11 protein-coding genes are annotated in these 17,121 nt (G+C 60.5%); 3 read left to right on the top strand and 8 right to left on the bottom strand.

From position 1 onward, the window contains the following. A partial coding sequence (locus KA248_09320) for a hypothetical protein (protein ID MBP7830102.1) occupies window positions 1-1,056 on the bottom strand: 1,056 nt, incomplete at its 3' end. A gap of 281 nt (window positions 1,057-1,337) precedes the next feature. Between KA248_09320 and KA248_09315 the strand changes: the two genes are divergently transcribed. Further along, complete coding sequence (locus tag KA248_09315) at window positions 1,338-2,372, top strand: TlpA family protein disulfide reductase (GenBank protein ID MBP7830101.1); 1,035 nt, start codon at window positions 1,338-1,340, stop codon at window positions 2,370-2,372. A gap of 53 nt (window positions 2,373-2,425) precedes the next feature. On the opposite strand, the gene KA248_09310 is transcribed toward KA248_09315, so the two are convergent. The 6 genes from KA248_09310 to KA248_09285 form a co-directional block, all read right to left on the bottom strand. Further along, window positions 2,426-4,084 (bottom strand): mechanosensitive ion channel, encoded by a 1,659-nt coding sequence (locus tag KA248_09310; GenBank protein ID MBP7830100.1) that lies wholly within the window; start codon window positions 4,082-4,084, stop codon window positions 2,426-2,428. Window positions 4,085-4,295: 211 nt separating this feature from the next. Next, window positions 4,296-4,850, bottom strand: a complete 555-nt coding sequence (locus KA248_09305; GenBank protein ID MBP7830099.1) for a hypothetical protein — start codon at window positions 4,848-4,850, stop codon at window positions 4,296-4,298. Window positions 4,851-4,869: 19 nt separating this feature from the next. Then, the gene (locus KA248_09300) at window positions 4,870-5,397 is read right to left on the bottom strand and encodes a hypothetical protein (GenBank protein ID MBP7830098.1); all 528 of its coding nucleotides are present in this window, start codon (window positions 5,395-5,397) and stop codon (window positions 4,870-4,872) included. Between the two features lie 103 nt (window positions 5,398-5,500). Beyond that, complete coding sequence (locus KA248_09295) at window positions 5,501-6,028, bottom strand: hypothetical protein (protein MBP7830097.1); 528 nt, start codon at window positions 6,026-6,028, stop codon at window positions 5,501-5,503. Beyond that, the gene (locus KA248_09290) at window positions 6,028-12,750 is read right to left on the bottom strand and encodes a hypothetical protein (GenBank protein ID MBP7830096.1); all 6,723 of its coding nucleotides are present in this window, start codon (window positions 12,748-12,750) and stop codon (window positions 6,028-6,030) included. Before KA248_09290 ends, KA248_09295 begins: the two co-directional genes overlap by 1 nt. A gap of 185 nt (window positions 12,751-12,935) precedes the next feature. Next, window positions 12,936-15,161, bottom strand: a complete 2,226-nt coding sequence (locus tag KA248_09285) for a hypothetical protein (protein MBP7830095.1) — start codon at window positions 15,159-15,161, stop codon at window positions 12,936-12,938. Window positions 15,162-15,382: 221 nt separating this feature from the next. Here KA248_09285 and KA248_09280 point away from each other — a divergent pair, with 221 nt between their 5' ends. Together KA248_09280 and KA248_09275 are read left to right on the top strand one after the other, a co-directional pair. Then, window positions 15,383-15,715, top strand: coding sequence for a hypothetical protein (locus tag KA248_09280; GenBank protein MBP7830094.1), 333 nt, complete (start codon window positions 15,383-15,385; stop codon window positions 15,713-15,715). A 4-nt stretch (window positions 15,716-15,719) separates the two neighbouring features. Next, the gene (locus KA248_09275; GenBank protein MBP7830093.1) at window positions 15,720-16,508 is read left to right on the top strand and encodes a hypothetical protein; all 789 of its coding nucleotides are present in this window, start codon (window positions 15,720-15,722) and stop codon (window positions 16,506-16,508) included. A gap of 122 nt (window positions 16,509-16,630) precedes the next feature. On the opposite strand, the gene rplQ is transcribed toward KA248_09275, so the two are convergent. Continuing rightward, on the bottom strand, window positions 16,631-17,113 hold the full coding sequence (rplQ, locus tag KA248_09270) for a 50S ribosomal protein L17 (GenBank protein MBP7830092.1): 483 nt from the start codon (window positions 17,111-17,113) through the stop codon (window positions 16,631-16,633). Window positions 17,114-17,121: the final 8 nt, after the last annotated feature.

Here is a 17,121-nt window from a genome sequence, read left to right as displayed (position 1 = left end):
CCACGCGTCGTTCGTCCCCCGCGTGAACCGCCCCACCACGTGGTGCCAGGTCGAATCCAGCACGTTCGTGCTCTTCAGGTTGCCCGGCCCCCACACGTCGAAGCTCGGCTTCCCGCTCTCCAGCCGCAGCCAGTAGTCCCCGTCCGTGAACTGCATCCCCTTCGAGATCGGGATCGACCACTTCTGCTCGTACTCGAACACCGGCTCCGCCGTCTTCGTCAGGGAAACGTCCGCGGAGCGCAGCACCAGCCCGAGGTCCCAGCTCAAATCCTGTTCTGCTTCGCCCAGCGGGATGAGTTCCGTCAGGTCGGTCGACGAGTCCGGATCGCTATCGTCCGCATCGGAGGCGCCGGTGGGGCCCCGCACGGTCGGCACGTAGCCCGCAGGATAGCTCCCGCGAACGAAACCCAGTTGGTAACTGCCCGCGGCGAGGTAGCTGAAGCGGTAGTTTCCCGTCGCGTCCGTGGTGTTGGTGGCCAGGGGCGCGCCGTCCCGGTAGAGGACGACCTGGACGCCCGGCACACCGCTTTCGCCGTCCTCCTGCAGCCCGTCGCCGTCCAGGTCGTACCAGACCCGGTCGCCGATCACGCTGTTTGTCGTAATATCGAAGTCCGCCTCCACCAGGTGAAAATTCGCGTCGGCGTCGGCGAGGCGCGATTCCCCCCAACTGGAGACCAGGTCCGGGACATTGGTTGAATTGAAGAAGCGAATGTAAAGGTGGTTGATGACCACGTCGGTGTCGTCCCACGTAATCAGCATGTCCGAAAGAATCGTCCCCATCACATCGCCCCCGCCGCCGCCGCCGCTGTAGTAAGGCTGGCCGACGATGGCCATGCCCAACAGGACGTCATCGTTCCGGGTCGAGTCCGCGACGAAGCTGTTGCCGACCTGGTCCATGCCGTCGTTAACGGCGTCCGTGCTGCCGAAAATCAGGACCACGGAACCCTCGGGCAAGGGATTGTTTTCGGGGTCCTCGAGGGACATGCTGACGTAGGAGAGCAGGCTGATAATATCTGCGTGGGCAAGGCCGGCGCAGAGCATCAGAACGAAACACACGGCCAGAGCCATGCGCCACTTTGCTGTTGAACGGCACCGGGACATTAGTCCTCCACCTCTTGCCGCCCGGATTATCCAGACGGCATCTCCAGCCCTCCCAAGCCTGAAGACACTCCTCCCCAACGACGCGAACAGGATTTAGTTTTTTTATAGATCATAGCACCCGTGCAGTCAACAGGTAAAAAAAACCAAAGCGCATTTTTTCTCGGTTGCATGACTCGCCAGGACGTGGTTTGTTAGGGACACTTCATAGTATAGGGATCCACGAAAGGCACAGCACCATGAAATCCATGTTCTTCAGCATGCTGGTCGCGTTACTGACTTTCTCCAAGGCCTTTGCGCTTGAAGTCGGCGAGAAGGCTCCGCCCGTCCAGGTTGACCTGTGGTTGAATGGCGAACCGGTCAATCCCGCGGAACCGGACGGCGAAACGCTTTACGTGATCGAGTTCTGGGCTACATGGTGTCCGCCCTGCCGGAAATCCATCCCCCATCTCAACGAGCTCAATGAAAAATGGAAGGACAAGAACGTCGTGATCGTCGGCATCACGGATGAGCCCGAGGAGACCGTCAAGCCGTTCGCAGAAAAGATGCAGATGGCCTACCGCGTGGGGGTGGACACCAATCGTGCTACCGTGGATGAGTACATGAAAGACGTCTCCGGCATCCCGCACGCCTTCGTGGTGGACCGGGAGGGCGTGGTGGTCTGGTCCGGTCATCCGATGTCCGGGCTGGAGGAAACGGTGGACCAACTGCTGGAGGGCTCGTTCAACATGGAGGCGGCGCAGTCGCTCCAGAAGATCGAGGAGGAGCTTCAAGAGCTCGTTATGAGCGGGGAGTACGAGAAGGCGGCCGCGAAAGCGGAAGAGCTCATCGAACAGGGCCACGCCAGGATGGAGTATTTCCAGATGTGGCTGGGCCTGCTGGCCCAAACCGGTGACACGGCCCGTTTCCCGGACATCTACCGCCGGATGCAGGCGGCGTTCGAGAACGACGCGGACGCGTTGAACACGCTGGCCTGGATCGCCTGCACCTCCCCTTTTTCCATGTGCGACCTGGGCATCGCGCACCAGGCGGCGACGCGGGCCGTGGCCCTCTCCGAGCGGAAGATCGCCTCGCACCTCGACACACTGGCCCGGGTCCACTATGCGGCGGGCATGCTAGATGAGGCCGTGAACATACAGCGCGAAGCCATCCAGACCGCGGGCAGCGACAAAGAAGAACGGACCGACCTGGAAGAAGTCCTCGCCTACTACCTCGCCGCCATCGAGGTCCGCGAAGCGATGGCCGCCGTTGCCGCGCCCGCACCGACGCCGTAACACGAACCGCTTCACGCCGCCGACAGGTGGGCGGGCCCGGGATTCCCCGGGCATCAGGAGGCCTGGTGCACCGTGACTTGCGGGAACGGGATTTCCCAGCCGTTCTCGTTACAGGCATCCACGAGGATGCGCTGGATCTCGCTGTGCAGTGCGCCGGCCCGCGGCGCCAATTCGCCTTTCACGTCCACGCGGATTTCGTAGTCCAGGGACGACGCGCCGGCCGCCTTGAGGGAAACCTGGACATCGAGGATGTTCTCGCCGCCAAAGCCCTTCACCAACTCTCCTTCCAGCCGCGCCTGCATCAGGCGGGGGACGTCCGTCGTCGCGATGGCCTGGTGCCGGTAGCCGATCCCGAACGTCTCGACAATCCGGAAGTTGGTGCCCAAGTTCCGCGGGTTCAACTGCACAAACGACGCTGTCGGGTAGACAGTCTGCGCCCCGCCCAGCGCGACGAGTTGAACCGAGCTTGGGGTCTGGTAGGCCACACGCCCCGCCTGGCCGTCCGATAGTTCCACCCAGTCGCCCGGCCGCGTGGGGAACCATTCCTCCCGCTCGCCCGGCGGGCGGGAATAGCGCCCGACGAGGGCCAGCACGGGCAGCATCTGCACCCCGCCGTCCAGCAGCGGGTTCACCAGCTTGGCGGAGAACCCCAGCGAATCCACGCGATACGGGACCCCTTCCCACGCCAGGCGATGCCCCTCCCGGACGGTGCCGATGTTCAGCGCGAGCTTCATCATCTCCATGTGCTGGGGCAGCGTGCGGATCCCGGCCCACCCGATGCCCAGCAGGAAGATGACCACGAGGCCCAGCAGGAACCAGTCGCCGACCATGTTGAAGACCAGCAGCATCGCGAGCAGGCCGCCGAGGATGCTCGCCAGGTGCAGGACCAGCGCCGCGAGGCGGGAGCGGAAATTCTTCGCCTTCTTTCGGCGCCGCGACAGCGCCGCCAGCGCGCGCAGTCCGAAGAAGACGGCGCAGAAGGCGCCGATCCCGTACACGAGGTTCAGGCCGCGGGTGCGCACGAAGTTCTTGGCGTAGCCGGTCGTGGAATCGAGCAGCGACTTCTTCTGCCCGAGCCGGTTCTGCAACTGGAGCTCGAGCGCGCGGTGCTCGTTGGCCGCGTTGTCGCGAAGCCGGGTCCAGTAGGCGAGCCGCTCGTCGAGCCGGGCCTGGAGCGCGGGGGACTCCGCCTGGGCGCGAAGGCGCCCGATGTTCGCCACCGCGGTCTCCGCCAGCGCCAGTCGCTCACCCACGTCGGCGATCTTCTCCCGCAGCATCCCCATGGCGCGAGTCTCCGCCGTGGCGGCCTCGAACTCGGCCATGATGGGCTTAAGCAGCTTGCCCAGTTCCTGCTGCCAATCGAACCCGGTCTTGACCTCCTCGACGAACGGGGAAAGATCGATATCCACGGCGAACCGCTCGAACTGCCGCCGGCCCTCCTCGGCCTCGGCGCGCAGGTCCTTCAGCCGATCGGCCAGCTCCTGCCGGGTCACCTCGTCCGGCGCCGCGATGAGTTCCTGCTGGACGCGGGCCGCCTCCTGCTCCTGGCTCACGATGGACTGGAGCAGCGCCTCGAGCGACTGCACCGCGCTCTGCTGCGCATCCACGATGACCGCCGCCGGTTCCGGCGCCGGGGTCTCGGCCTGGCCATGGGCCGCCGAAGCCACGATCCACAGGACCAGCCAGACTATCCAGAAACGGTTCGCTTTCATGACGAGATCCCCCGGCAAGGTACGATTCGCCGTAACAGCGGGCAGAATAGCAGAACCATCGCTGTATGCAATGAGGCGAGGATTCATTTTTGAAATACTCATCCGGCCATGAAATATCTGCCACCCCGTTCCCGGGGCGGCTACGTAGCCTCGCGCGATCGAAGGGCAAAGACAAGTCCGGCCTGTCCACGGCCGGCCCGGCACGGCGCTTTTACTCGCCGAAATACAGATCGTCTATCGTCATCGCGCCGTACAACCGCACGCCGCGCGCGCCGATGGCCACGGACGCCTTGACCGCGCCGGCCGGCGCAGCCGCCGCGCATTCGTACGCGGTCCACATCGGATAAATCGTCGGCAGATCAATGGAACGCTCTCCGAGGATGAACCCCTCCCGGTCATAGAAGATGATCTTCATGTACTGTTGCACGGGTGCCCATCCCGGATCGGCCCAGAGCCAGGCCCGGAATACATAGCTTCGGCCGGGGGCGATGGGAATATCCCGTTGCTCGATCATACCGTCGGGCGATTGATCGGCCCATATCTTTCGGTCAATGACGCTTAACGGGCCCTTTCCCGCCCACAAGCCCATGATCGCGGCGTTGTACCGACCGTCGTCATGAGAACGCCATTCATTTCGCGGATAGGCGTACAAGTAGGAAGCCCAGTACCCACCCTCCTCGAATCCGGGATTCTTCAGCAGGTTCTCGCCGCGAACAACCGCCGCAAGCGATACCAGCAAAACGGGAATGAACCAACGCGGGATCATGGTCTTCAGGAGCCGGACACTACTCGGGAATGTCCTCGTTCGCGAAGGAGCAATCGTCAATGGTCAGCGCCCCGTGAAAGGATACGCCGCGCGCGCCGATGCGCACGCTGGCCGTCACCGCGCCCATCGGGGCATAGGCCGCGCACTTGACCGGCGTCCAGACGGGATGGAGGCTGGGCAAAGGAATCTTCTCCTCCTTCAGGACTTGTCCGGTTGAATCCTGGAACAAAATGCTCATGTATTGCTCCGCCGGCTTCCAGCCCAGATCGGCCCAGAGCCACGCCTGGAACAGGTACCGTTTCCCGGCCAGCACGGGAATGCCCGCTTGTTCGACAAAGCCATTGGCCCCGCGCGTGGCCCAGAGCCCCAGGATCCCCGCATTGAACTGCCCCCCGTCATGCGAGCGCCACGTGTTCCTCAACGAGGCGGAATCCTGCGCGGTCCACGAACCCTCGTACTCAAACCCCGGATTCTCCAGCAGATTCTCCCCCTGCGCGGCCAAGGACAGAAACCACATCGCCATCACAACCAGCATCTGCAATCTCATCTCGATGTTCCCATCCTGGTATTATTTGTTATTTGAGGGTTGACCCCGTTACCCCGGACCCGTTCCGTTCCCCGTTCATGATGACCCTGCTCCTGCGAAGCCCTCACCAGTCTGGTCGGCGTTTCAGTCCCTCGACGGGATGCCTTGTGAAGGCGATTCGATTCTCCCAGGATCTCGCGCCAAGCGTGGAGCTCGTAATGACGATGGAGTCGCCATCAACATACCCACTGTCGCGCCCGTAGTCCCATCGCCACCGGCCCGTATCAGGCGAGAAGAACTCAAGTACGATCTTCCGCTCATGCAGGCGGTAGTAACCAAGGTACGCGTGCGAGAAGTCCTCCGCCTCCTTTGCATCGGGGAGATGGTCCGCGAAGTCGATGAGGACGTGCCCCGTTGGCCAGAAGCGAAGGTAGTTGTACGCTTTCCGAGTACCGTACTTCGTTTCCGCCTCATCAACCGTGTAGTACACAGCCTGGAAGTCGAGCATGTCGGTACGCGTGTAGTCCGCCGGCTGGATCGAGAAGCGGGGATTCTTCGGGACGTGACGGAACTCCGAGATAACGCGATCGGTCCGGCATCCGGAGAGAACCGCCACGCACACGAGTAAAGTGCTGAGGGATGGCAAGCGCATCAGTGCTTGGCCTTGACTTCACCTTCGACAGTCAACGAGTACCGGAACTCTGGATACTCGAAGCATGCCGCACCCGGCGAGATGTAGTCATGAATGAAGTGCTGCACGTTGAGCCAGTCCGGGCTTGAGATGGATAGCGTCGCAGCACCTTGACCACCGCCGTACCGAAGGAACCACTCAGCACGATTGAGTGACAGGTCTCCTTGGGTCTGTCGATAGTAGCCGTCACGACTGCGCCCGTCTCCGGGATGGCGCAGGCGACGATTGATTAAGTCACCGGTGAAGTCTTGGAAGCCGGTTTCTATCGAGTTGCCGCCTCCGACGTAGAGTCCAAGGATGCCGCCTCCGGTCCATCCATGGTCCGTGCCCTCGCCCCAGGTCGGAGGACACGCCACATCGTTGTTGTACTGCATGAAGAAGTTGTCGGCCCTGAGTCCCATGAACCCGACACGGGTTTTCTGCCCCAGGGCAGAGTTGTAGTTCCGTGCCTGACCGAGAGAGATAGAGTTTTGGAAGGTGTTCTCGACGGCAGATCGGGTCTGGTAGTTCAGCGTGTAATATGACGTGCCTGCTCCGCTTCCCTCTCCGAGCGTGGCAGACAGCGACCCGGTAAGATCGAGAGCGAAGTCGGTGAAGCTCCGGTCGCCGTGCGTTGTTCCCAACCCGCCAGTGTAGAACCGAACGTGAACGTCACCCCGGAACTTCAAGTTGTCGCACAGTCCTTGGGCTGCACTACCAACAAGACTGACGGTGCTGATGTAGGGGCCGGTGGCGTTATCCCAGCCGAGGCCGATTGCGAGAGCGACACCGAGTTCAGGGTCAACCAGACCGAGGATGTCGACAAGATCGATTGGCGAGTTGCGTACGAACGCATACAGGTTCGCACCACCAGCGGCCCCGATCGGATCGCGGCTGAGGAACCGGCCCGTCTCCGGGGCGTAGTAGCGGAACCCGTAGTAAATCAGGCCGGTTTCAGAGTCTCGGTACTTGGTCGAAAAACCCAAAGGATTGTTGTCCGCGGCGGGGCCGGTTGAACGGATGATGTTACCGAAGAGGTCATATTCGCAATGTGCGACGAGGGCTCCGTTGGCGTCCACGAGGTCGGTCACGTTGCCGTTGGCGTCGCAGACGGGGAAGTACCCACCCCCGGCCCATCCGGTGGAGGGGAGAACGGATAGGAGGCCGCCGATGCCGCCCGCGCCCTGGAGCGTTCCGGACAAGTCCAGGCCCCAAACATAGGAGTTGGTCCCGCTTCCGTCCGGGTCGTCGGACTCACTGACCTCTTGGATCATGTTCCAACCGTCGTATCTGTATCGCCTGATGTCCAGCAAAACATACATGTTAAGGGGCTTCTTGTAGCGCCTCCGCTCTATTCGGCGCCCCATATGGTCGTAGCTGTACTCTACACGCCGGAGCGTGCTCGGAATAGCGGGGCCGTTGTAGTCCGCCTGGACCAGCCGGTTCTCGGCGTCCCACGCGTAGCTCCACGGAGGATCGGCGGAGGCCACCAGATTGCCGTCCAGGTCATATGAAAGCGGCGTCGCGGGAGCTCCGCCCTCCACCACCTCGGAATACTGGTTCAATTCGTTAGCCGCGTAGGTGTTCGTATTCGCGTTAATTAGCGTTAATTCGCGGTTGCCGATATCGTCGTAGTCGTAGTCGAAGGTATTGGTATCCATGAGCGCGCCGGTGAGTTCGGAGCGCGCGTTGTAGCCGAACAGGTTCGTGCGCGACGAGGGCGTCGCGTCTCCATCCATGCGGCTCGTGCGGCGGCCGACGGCGTCGTTCTGGTAGTCGAAAGAGGAGACCACCGAGCCGGCCCAGTCGTTCGTGACCGAGAGAATCAGGTTGCGGTGCGGTTCGAAGGTCCGGGACACGGTCAGCGAGGACGCTGACCCTCCGGGCGTGACGGAATAGCCCGCCAGGAGTTCGGAGCCTGGGACGTAAGTGTAATTGACCGCGGATGACGCGGATTGCACGGATGAGGAGAGGGCGGCGAAGCGGCCGAGATCATCATAGCCGTAGATAACGGCGTAGGAGGAATCCAGGGAAATGCCGGTCGGCCGCCCCAGGGTGTCTTGCGAACGCGCGAGGACGTTGGTCTCGTCGTCGTGGATAAGAGTTTCGGTGACGAGGGCGAGAGTGGAGGGATTGTAGGCGAACAGGTGCTGTACGGGCGGGACGCCCGTGTCACTTTGGGCTACGGAGGTTTGGCGACCGAGCCGGTCGTAGGCATAGGAAACGTCGGGAGTGGAGTCGGAGTAGGAGATGTTGGTCAATTGCCCAAGGAGGTCATAGGAGTAGTCCGTGGTGACGCCGCGCGCCCAGGTTCGCCGGGTCAGGCGGCCGGCCGAATCGTACTGATAGGCGACGCCGTTTCCATCAGCATAGACTTTGTTGGTCAGCAGGCCGGCGCCCTCGTCGTAGTGCCAGGCGGTCACATCCGGGTCGTTCGCCTCGTCCCGCCAGGTCTTCATCAACGTCATGCGCCCGTAGTCGTCATATTCGTACGCCACGGGGTAGGTGGCGCCGCCGACGTCGGCCACCTGGCCATTGATGTAGTACGTCGTATTGACCGTGTTGCTCAAGGCATCGGTGACGGTTGTGCGGCGACCTGTGGCGGGATCGTAGGCATAGGTCGTTCGGTTCCCCGCCGCGTCCTCGGTATAGTCCACCTGGCCCAGTGTGTTGTAGTGGGTCCAGGCCGTTCCCGTGCGCGGATCCGTCACGCCCACAAGCCGGCCCAGGGCGTCATACGCATAGGTCATGGTCAGGCCGCTCTTGCTCGTCGAGGCCTGGAGCAAGCCATTTACGGTAACAGCCACCACGTCCTGTGTGGAATCGGGTACATCCGTCACCGCCGTGAGTGTCCTTGTGACGGGGTTAATGGAGACGGTTTCAACGGTCTCGTTCCCGAGGATATCCGTGGATACCGTCTTCCCCGCTGCGCAGCCGCAGTCGGCGCCCGACAGCCGCCGTCGCTGAACGGCGTTGGTAATGGGCGCGGCGCTGTTCTCCGCAGAATAAACCTTGGAAACAGACTCCTGCCACCACTCTCCATCCTCCGACATATAGCGCTGTTGAGTTTCATTGACACGATCGGGACCAGCCAGGTCCAGGACGCCATTGCCGTTGACATCCATGGCGCTGTAGATCTGGTTGCCCAGTTCGTCATAGCCGTAAAGGGTGGCCGCCATGATCGGCTCGCCGGGAGGCTCGCCCTCCAGTTGGCGGGTCGCTACCAACTGTCCTTTGTTGTTGTATTCGTTCTCTGTGGCGACCAGGACGCCGCCAAAACCGGGTCTTTCGATGCGAACGGTTTGCCCCAGCACATCGGTCGTTGTTTTTTCCCACATGGGCGAGTTCGAGGACCCCGTGCGCACGAGGGTCCACTGCGAACCGTCCGCGTTCACCCCGTAATCATGGAACCGTGGGACCACACCCGTTCCGGTGATGCTCTTAGGCCGCCCATCCATGAATGCCTCGGTGATCTCGGTTGCCCCGCCGGGGCGGGTGATGGTCACGATTCGCCCACCCTCTTCATAGGCGTAGGTCGTGACCAATCCTGCCGCATCCACGGTTTTAACCAGGCGGCCGGCGCGGTCATATTGATTGCTGGTGGAAAGGGTTAATCCACCCGCCGCTATGGATTCGGCCAGAACATTACCCGCCGCATCATAGGCATAGGTGGTTATTACGTCCGGCTGTTCGGGATACTCGGACGCTGGGATGCCTTGCTTGGTACGGGACACTAGGCGGCCCAAGGTATCATATACATAATGGGTCGTGGACCCATCCGCCTCCACGTCGGATTCCCTGCCACAGCAGCTACTCCACGTGGTTGAGCGAGACAAGCCATTGTCATAACGCACTTCCGTAAGCCGGCCTTGTTCGTCAAACACCTGCAACGTCCTGTTCACGCGCGGGTATCCGGAGCTGGCGCGCACATACCCTTCCTTGCGTATCTCGTTACCCAACCCGTCTTGAATCGTCAGTTCCTTCGTGGTTTTGTAGGCGATCCCGTTTGTGCTGGCCGTTGTTCCGTGAACCGTCGTGATGCGCACGAAAGCTCCCGTGCCGGGAGTGAACAGGCCCCAATTGGTGGCCCCCCCGGCGTACGAGCCTTTTTCATGGACATACCAGTCGAACTGGCCGTTCGGTTGCGTGACGCTCTTCACCTGGCCCGGCCACAACTCCTCGGTGTCCGAATAATACACCGTTCGCGTTCGAAGATTGGACGGATCGCCATAGGCGGCCGTTGGGGCATGGCACTCCTCGCGAATTTCGGTAACCTCACCGTTCGCAGCCGCCATGTACGCGAAATAGGTCTTGGCAACGGCCACGCCCTGAACCATTTCCGTTACGATCCTCGGCTTCCTGGAATGGATGGATCCGTCATCTGCGGCATCCACGGAAGTATAGTCGTTCAGGACTACCCAGGCACTTTCCATGACCGCATTCGACGTGAGAGGCGAGATGTCGTGGTCCTTCCACATTCGGGCCTCGACCGTTACCCGGCTTTCGGTGTCGTAGTCATACCAGAGGAAATTACCGTCCGGTTTGCGCTCCCATTCTATCCGGGCGTATTTCCCTGTTTGTTCCGGGTCCGTGTAATAGGACCACGTAGTGGTCAATCCGGCCCCGCCGTTGTCCTGAACGGTGCTTATCCGCTCCTCACCCCAGGGGAACGTGCGGTATTCGTTATTTTCCGAATAGGTCACCATGCCATAGGGGCTTCCAGACCCGTCATACACGGCGTAATACTCCAACCGCCGCATTTCGTTGGTATCCACCAATTCCGTGATTCGCGTTTCATACCGGCCGCCGTTGCCGGAGTTCAGGCTCCAGCCCTGATAGCCGGCATCCCATGTATACGCGTACTCCTTTGTAGCTCCTTCCCTGATTTCGCTGATGGCCACCGCGTTCGTATTGCCGGGCGTCCCCTCTATGCGCCAGATCACATAAGGCACGCCTACAGGCTCATACAGGCCTTCCGCGTTCTTCTCCCCCGCCGATGCCGGCAGATAGAAACGCACGTCATAGCTGATGGAGCTATTCGTTACGATATCCACCAACGCCTGCGTGGCGCGCACTTGTCGCAGGGCGCCATCCTCGGAGCGGATTACCTCGGCCCCGCTTCCCGTGCGATAGTATCTCAATCCCAGCGGAGAAGTGAGATCCGGTACGGGATACCGGGCATACAAGGTAAGTCTCCCCGCCGATTTCCCGTCGGCCATTCGTCCCAAGCTCATCTCCAGGTGAACGCTATCATTATTCGCGTAGCCGCTGCCGGACGGGCAGGAGTCGCCCTCACACTTCTTACAGACAATCTTCACGAGGAACGAACCCGTCTCGTCATTTCCGCATTGGTCCACGGCATACAACGTCACCCGTACCGCGTCGCCAACGGAGTACTTTTTCGATCCCGGAGCCGGCGTCTGCGTTACGGAATCCAAGGCGCAACTGTCCTTGGCGGCGGATCGGAAATCGGGCAACCACGCATACCCGTCTTTGTCGGCCTCCACTTCAACTTCCGAAGCAATATCAATGACCGGATCCGTGGTGTCGTTGATGGTGATGGTCCGCGTCTCCGACGCTTCGTTCCCGCTGGAATCCACCGCCGACCAGGTGCGGGTGATGACCGTGGGACATGACCCTTCGGTGGTTTCCTCCAGCGTCACCGGCACGGAGCCATCCCGATCATCGCGGGCTGTCACGGTTGGAGCGCTGGTATCGCCCACGGGGCACTCGTTGGTCACGGATTCCGGCACTCCATACAACACGGGAGGTTCCGTGTCGGGCACCGCGTTCGTCAGAACCGTATAGTTGATTCTGTCCCGCGCGCCGCTCGCGGGATGAACGGCCACAATTTGGCCTGATGCCTCGGGAAGCTGCCCCTCAACGTAGAGTTTTAAAGGGAAGCTGGAGACCGGATAGCTACTGGCAGCCGGAGTCTGCTTCCGGCGATCTTCATAACAATGGGCAATTCCCGTTAGCTCCACGGTCTGTCCCGCCGGCAAATTGGCGGGATAGATCGCGATATCAACGCCGACAAGATCCGTATCATCCAGTAACAACGGAGCTTCGTCCTTATCCGGAATACCGCTGCCGTCACTGTCATTGTCGTTCAGTCCGACAAACCCGCCCGGATTTTCCTCCTCATCCTCATCCACACACCCGATAGCCACATCCAGTTTTACCACGGTGAGCCGCTTTTCCAGGTACGGACACAGCTTGCTCACACCGACCCAATCGCCTTGGTACGAACCGCTGGGCAATCCTATTTCCTTCACGTGCACCTGCGCGGAGACCGGATAAGGCGGCTCGCTTGTAAAGCGGACCCTATCGCTGCGGGACCACAGGTAGTCCAAGTCGTAGAGTTCGGGTGTCAATTCGGCCGTTACTACGAGTTCATCGTAGGGCGGGCTCGGAGAATCGAACAAGTTGATGCCCAGGTAGTACTTTGTAACGTCAAGAGTCAGAAGGTGAGCCGAAAAGGACTTGGAAATGGTTTTTACCACATCGCAATCCGTCGGATGGTCCGTGGTGCCTTCAACCGTAAAATAAATCTGGGCCTGGCCCGGCGTCAGCGGTGTGAAGTCAGCGCAATGGCCTTTGCCGCTTTGAGGATCGGCGGTTATTCCGATCACCTCCCAGGAATAGGAGACTGCTTGAAACCAAAAAGAAGCTCCATCGCACAGCCCGTTCGTTTGATTAACCATGGACACACATGTGTAGATCGGATTGCCGACACATACCCGGATGAGCGTAGGGCTGACGGCTAATCCGAAGTCGGGACAGTAACAGGGTCCATTCGTGTGGCCGGCAGGAGGATCTCCGCTTTGGCTCCACGCTGAAGAGCAAAAGAGGAAGGCGGTGAAAACAGATAATGCCGCAGTTTTATTTATCATAGCGGTAACGCTAGATCGTGGTGGATTTCCTCGAGGACTCCGGAAAGGAAATCGGGACGATAGTTGACTGCCTGGGCATCTATCTTGGTAGGATCCAGGTCCGCAAGCAGTAACAACGCTTTAGCGTCAAGCTTCCATTCGTCGAGAAGCCCTACGTTCGTCCCTTGCGCCAAGCGCAACGCTTGAACGCATCGCGCACATTCTCGTGCATCACCTCGCTTGAACGATCCAAGCGCTTTCCAATACCAACTCCGCGCGCACTGGGGATGGGTTGGCGCCTCCCGGATGAGTTGGTCAAACAAGGCCAAGGCCTCTGGAACCCGCCGGCTTTCAATCAGCCATTCCCCGTACACGGTCCCGACCTGAACTCTACCCTCCGGCGGGGTCGCCACATCCTTGAGCCAGGCCTTGGCACATCCGTCTACATCCGCAGCGGACCCGGCCCGCCCGTACGCCCGCAGAAGAAGCCCAAGGTATTCCCAATATCGCTGTTGCGTGGACCATAGCCATGTTCTTTGCTGCTCATTCAGTCCTTCCCACATCTTTATTGCATCGTGCGAACGGCCGAAGTCGTAGACTTGTCGCCGGGTTAGTTTGAAAAGAATATCAAGCGCAACGGATGGATGGCTCGCTTCTTCGAACTGCTCGATCGCCAGCGCGGCGCCTTTTTCAAACAGATCAACCGCCCATGTCTGCAACTCTGGCGATGTCAAGGCCAGTTGCCGAGCGAAATCCATGAGAGTTTCAGGATCCCGAACCTCCGTCAGCATGGCCTCGATCGCTGGGCGGGCCGCCAACAGGGCGCCATATTCTCCGCCCTTAAGCAAAGCCTGAATCCACAACGTCCCGGCTTGAAGACGAAATCGCATCGGCAAGGCTTGTGTTTCGCTGAATCTCTTATAGAGGCTGGCCGCAGACGTGTAATTACCGAGCACGTTTTCCATGCGCGCCAAAGCCCAGAGGGACTTTGCCCACACGCTTCTCCCAGCCTCCGCTTCTGCCAGATTGCGTTGCAGGAGCTTCCGCGCCAGGTCGTGCCGCTTCGCCATCATGCACGAGAGAGCCAGACTATGCGCTGCGCGCAAGCCGGAATCACCTCCATAGCAGTTGTCGGCGAATTGAACGAGGGCATCCACATCCGGAGTCGTTCCTTCCCAGAACCCGGCCCGGACGGCCTCCTTGGCGGCGGCCAGCCATTCATTACGGCTTAATCCCGGCGTTCTCATGAGCGCTTCCGCCAACTCGCGCTTGCCTTTCGCATCGCCTGGCTGAACCTTAGCTGAAGCCAGATACATTTTCCGGATTTCCGCCTCGATGATCGGGAACTTCTTGCCCTCACCCTGCAACCATCTATCCGCCACTTCACGCCATTGCCGCATGTCGCTATTTCGGAGTTCCCGCGTAATCGCCAACACCGCGCGTGCTCTTACAGATGGCGTCGCCATCTCAAGTCCGTTGAGAAGAGTCTGGCTAATCTGCCAGCCACCCAGTTTTCGTCGAGCGGCAATCAGGATCGCCCATGCAGCTATGGTTTTTGCTCCGTAATGACCTATACGGATTGACTCCGCGGCCAGATCCAATGCTCGGGCAGGATTACTCACCAGTGCGATACGAGCCAATCCTTGACGGGCTCGACAGGCTCCGCGGGGATTCGCGGTCACCGCTCTTTGGAAGAACTCTTCTGCCGCGTCGGGTTCTCCTTCATCCAGGAACAGAAAACCCATTCGTGTCGCTACTACGCTGATCCGGGGTGGAAGAGAAGGCACGGTCACGCTTCCGCCTGTCGCCATCTCCTCGTTGGCCGCGGAAACCTGCTCATCAAACGCCGCGCATTTCTGTGCTGAAATGTCGCAGGCATGGCGCGCGATCATCCGCGCATCGTCAACGCGTACGTTTTTCAACAGGGCAAGGACCTGACCTATTATCGGACGGAGCCACAGGTCGTGATGATCGAAACATAGTGTTGCCGCTCGTTGATAGACTGTCAGAGCTTCATTAAATGCTCCGCGAAGAAATTCACTGTCGCCCACCATGCCCAAGACCCTGGCTTGTTCATGCCGGCTGATGGTGAGAGAAGCGAGTAGATCGTTGGCCCTGGACAAGCCGGCCTTCACATCAGAGCACTGGATGCGTGCACCGATCTCGCGCAAGGTTGCAGAAAAGGCCCTTTTGTCCCGTGGCGACTGATAAGGATGTTTATGATAATGCCGTCGCATGTTCATACCTCCCACCCTGTCTCAATCAAAGAGGTCGCGCCATGCGACGCGGCCTGTAGCCCCCTTGCCTCCAGAACCTTCCTGCTAGAAAAAGGCGGCCAGGAACCTGAAATCCTCGCGGGTTGTTTTCGGTTCCCGGCCAAAGCCCTCGGCAGACACGCAGCGCTGCTGCGCGTCCCCCGAGGGCGAAAGAGTAAAATGTTCAGCACTCACGGCGTATTTCTGCAATGAGCCCGCGTCTGGCCGCGACGCGCATGGCATCCGCTGCAGTCCTGAAACGAGCCCTTGCGCAGAAGGCCTCATCCGATGCGGTGCATTTCGCAGAAGAAAGGAGACTCAAGCGCACCAGTTTCGGCCCCAAATCTGAACCGATCAACTTCCTTGACATGAAAGAACATGCGGTGAATCCCACAGCGGCCGCGCTGGTTACCTGTAAAAACCTCCTGCGTGATACAGGTTTCATGTTCGGCTTCTATTATATGCGTGGGGGGGAGGCAAGTCTTTTTTTTACAGTTTCTCTGATATTGCTTTATCTTAAACGGTTCAAGAGGTTATGTTGAAATTATGAAACACAGTTTGCATTTTTTCCTGCTGCTCCTGTCCGTTTCAATGGTGAGAGGAGACACGATTGCCTTCTTTTACGCTCTCGACAGCGATTTGGCAGCACTGAAAACAGAGGCCCGCGAAATCGGACAACCGTACTCCGCCGGTGCGCGGCGTATTCAGCGTCTGGCTCTCGGCCCTCATTCGATCTACGCGTTGAAGATGGGTTCGGGCTGCGTGGAGACGGCGGCATCGGCCCAGGCCTTGCTATCGCGTTTTCGCTGCGACTGGGCGTTTTCACTTGGGCCGGCCGGAGGGTTGTCCGAGCATCTGGAAACCGGATGCTGGTATCGCGTGGGACGCGTCGTGGCCTGGCAACGCGGGGTCATGGAATCCACGGGCACGTCACTCTCGGAATCATCAACATGGGAAACCGATTGGAGCCGGTTCCCCGCTCCTATCCCCTCCCCGCTCGCGCCATCAACATCCACTATCTCCGTGGCGTCGGGGGAATTGTTCGTGGCCTCTTCCAGGGAACGCGAAAGGATACGCGCGGTCGCCGAAGCCGATGCCGTGGACATGAACAGTTTCGGCCTGGCCCTGGTCTGCGCGGACCATGGCGTGCCGCTGTTCGCGTGGAAGATCATCAGCGACCGCGCGGATGATAATGCCTCGCTGGATTTTCGGGCGTTCGTCAGCGGCTACCAGGGGGAGGGAGGAAAGGCGCTGGCGGAGATCATCGCGGCGTTGCCGGCGCATCCGCATGACCCGGCGTCGTACCCGGCGATCAAGAAATTGCTTCACGAGTGATCGATCGCCTCGGCGTCGCGGGAGCTCCGCCCTCCAGGAAGAGGCGGACAGGAATTGGAAAAGAAAATCGCCCCCCGATCCGTGGATCGGGGGGCGCGGCACGGCCGGTGGCCGGCCGTGAATCAGGCCTTCGACTTCTCCGCGGCCTTTTTCTCGGTCTTCTTGTCGGCCTTCTTTTCCGGGGCCTTGGCCTCGGGCTTTTCGCCGGGCTTCTCCTTCTTGTCCTTCTTCTTGGCCTTCGGCTGGGGCACGAAGTTCACCCACTCCAGCAGCGCGTTCTCGGCGCCGTCGCCCAACCGCTGCCCGAGCTTGACGATGCGGGTATAGCCGCCCTGTTTTTCCTGGAAGGCCGGGCCGACCTGCTCGAACAGGGCGCCGACCACGTCCGCCCGGTGAAGGCGGGCGATGGCGGCGCGGCGCGCCGCCAGGGTGTTCCGCTTGGCCAGGGTCACCATCCGCTCGGCCAGCCGCCGGGCGGCCTTGGCCTTGACCACGGTGGTCTGGATGCGGCGGGCCAGGATCAGATTGCAGACGAGGCTGCCGAGCAGCTCCTGCACGTGGGCCGACGTGCGGCCCAGCTTCAACGTGTCTTTGCGATGGCGCATGGAGGCAT

It is taken from the genome of Kiritimatiellia bacterium (assembly GCA_018001225.1).
GTDB lineage: Bacteria > Verrucomicrobiota > Kiritimatiellia > CAIQIC01 > JAGNIJ01 > JAGNIJ01.
The sequence above is the reverse complement of the archived record's forward strand: the minus strand, read 5'-3'. Positions and strand labels throughout refer to the sequence as shown.

Coding starts and splice junctions, on each gene's coding strand:
- KA248_09310 (MBP7830100.1), bottom strand. CDS start 4,084: ATGAAAGCGAACCGTTTCTGGATAGTCTGGCTGGTCCTGTGGATCGTG.
- KA248_09305 (MBP7830099.1), bottom strand. CDS start 4,850: ATGATCCCGCGTTGGTTCATTCCCGTTTTGCTGGTATCGCTTGCGGCG.
- KA248_09315 (MBP7830101.1), top strand. CDS start 1,338: ATGAAATCCATGTTCTTCAGCATGCTGGTCGCGTTACTGACTTTCTCC.
- KA248_09300 (MBP7830098.1), bottom strand. CDS start 5,397: ATGAGATTGCAGATGCTGGTTGTGATGGCGATGTGGTTTCTGTCCTTG.
- KA248_09290 (MBP7830096.1), bottom strand. CDS start 12,750: ATGGTTAATCAAACGAACGGGCTGTGCGATGGAGCTTCTTTTTGGTTT.
- KA248_09285 (MBP7830095.1), bottom strand. CDS start 15,161: ATGAACATGCGACGGCATTATCATAAACATCCTTATCAGTCGCCACGG.
- KA248_09295 (MBP7830097.1), bottom strand. CDS start 6,028: ATGCGCTTGCCATCCCTCAGCACTTTACTCGTGTGCGTGGCGGTTCTC.
- KA248_09280 (MBP7830094.1), top strand. CDS start 15,383: ATGAGCCCGCGTCTGGCCGCGACGCGCATGGCATCCGCTGCAGTCCTG.
- rplQ (MBP7830092.1), bottom strand. CDS start 17,113: ATGCGCCATCGCAAAGACACGTTGAAGCTGGGCCGCACGTCGGCCCAC.
- KA248_09275 (MBP7830093.1), top strand. CDS start 15,720: ATGAAACACAGTTTGCATTTTTTCCTGCTGCTCCTGTCCGTTTCAATG.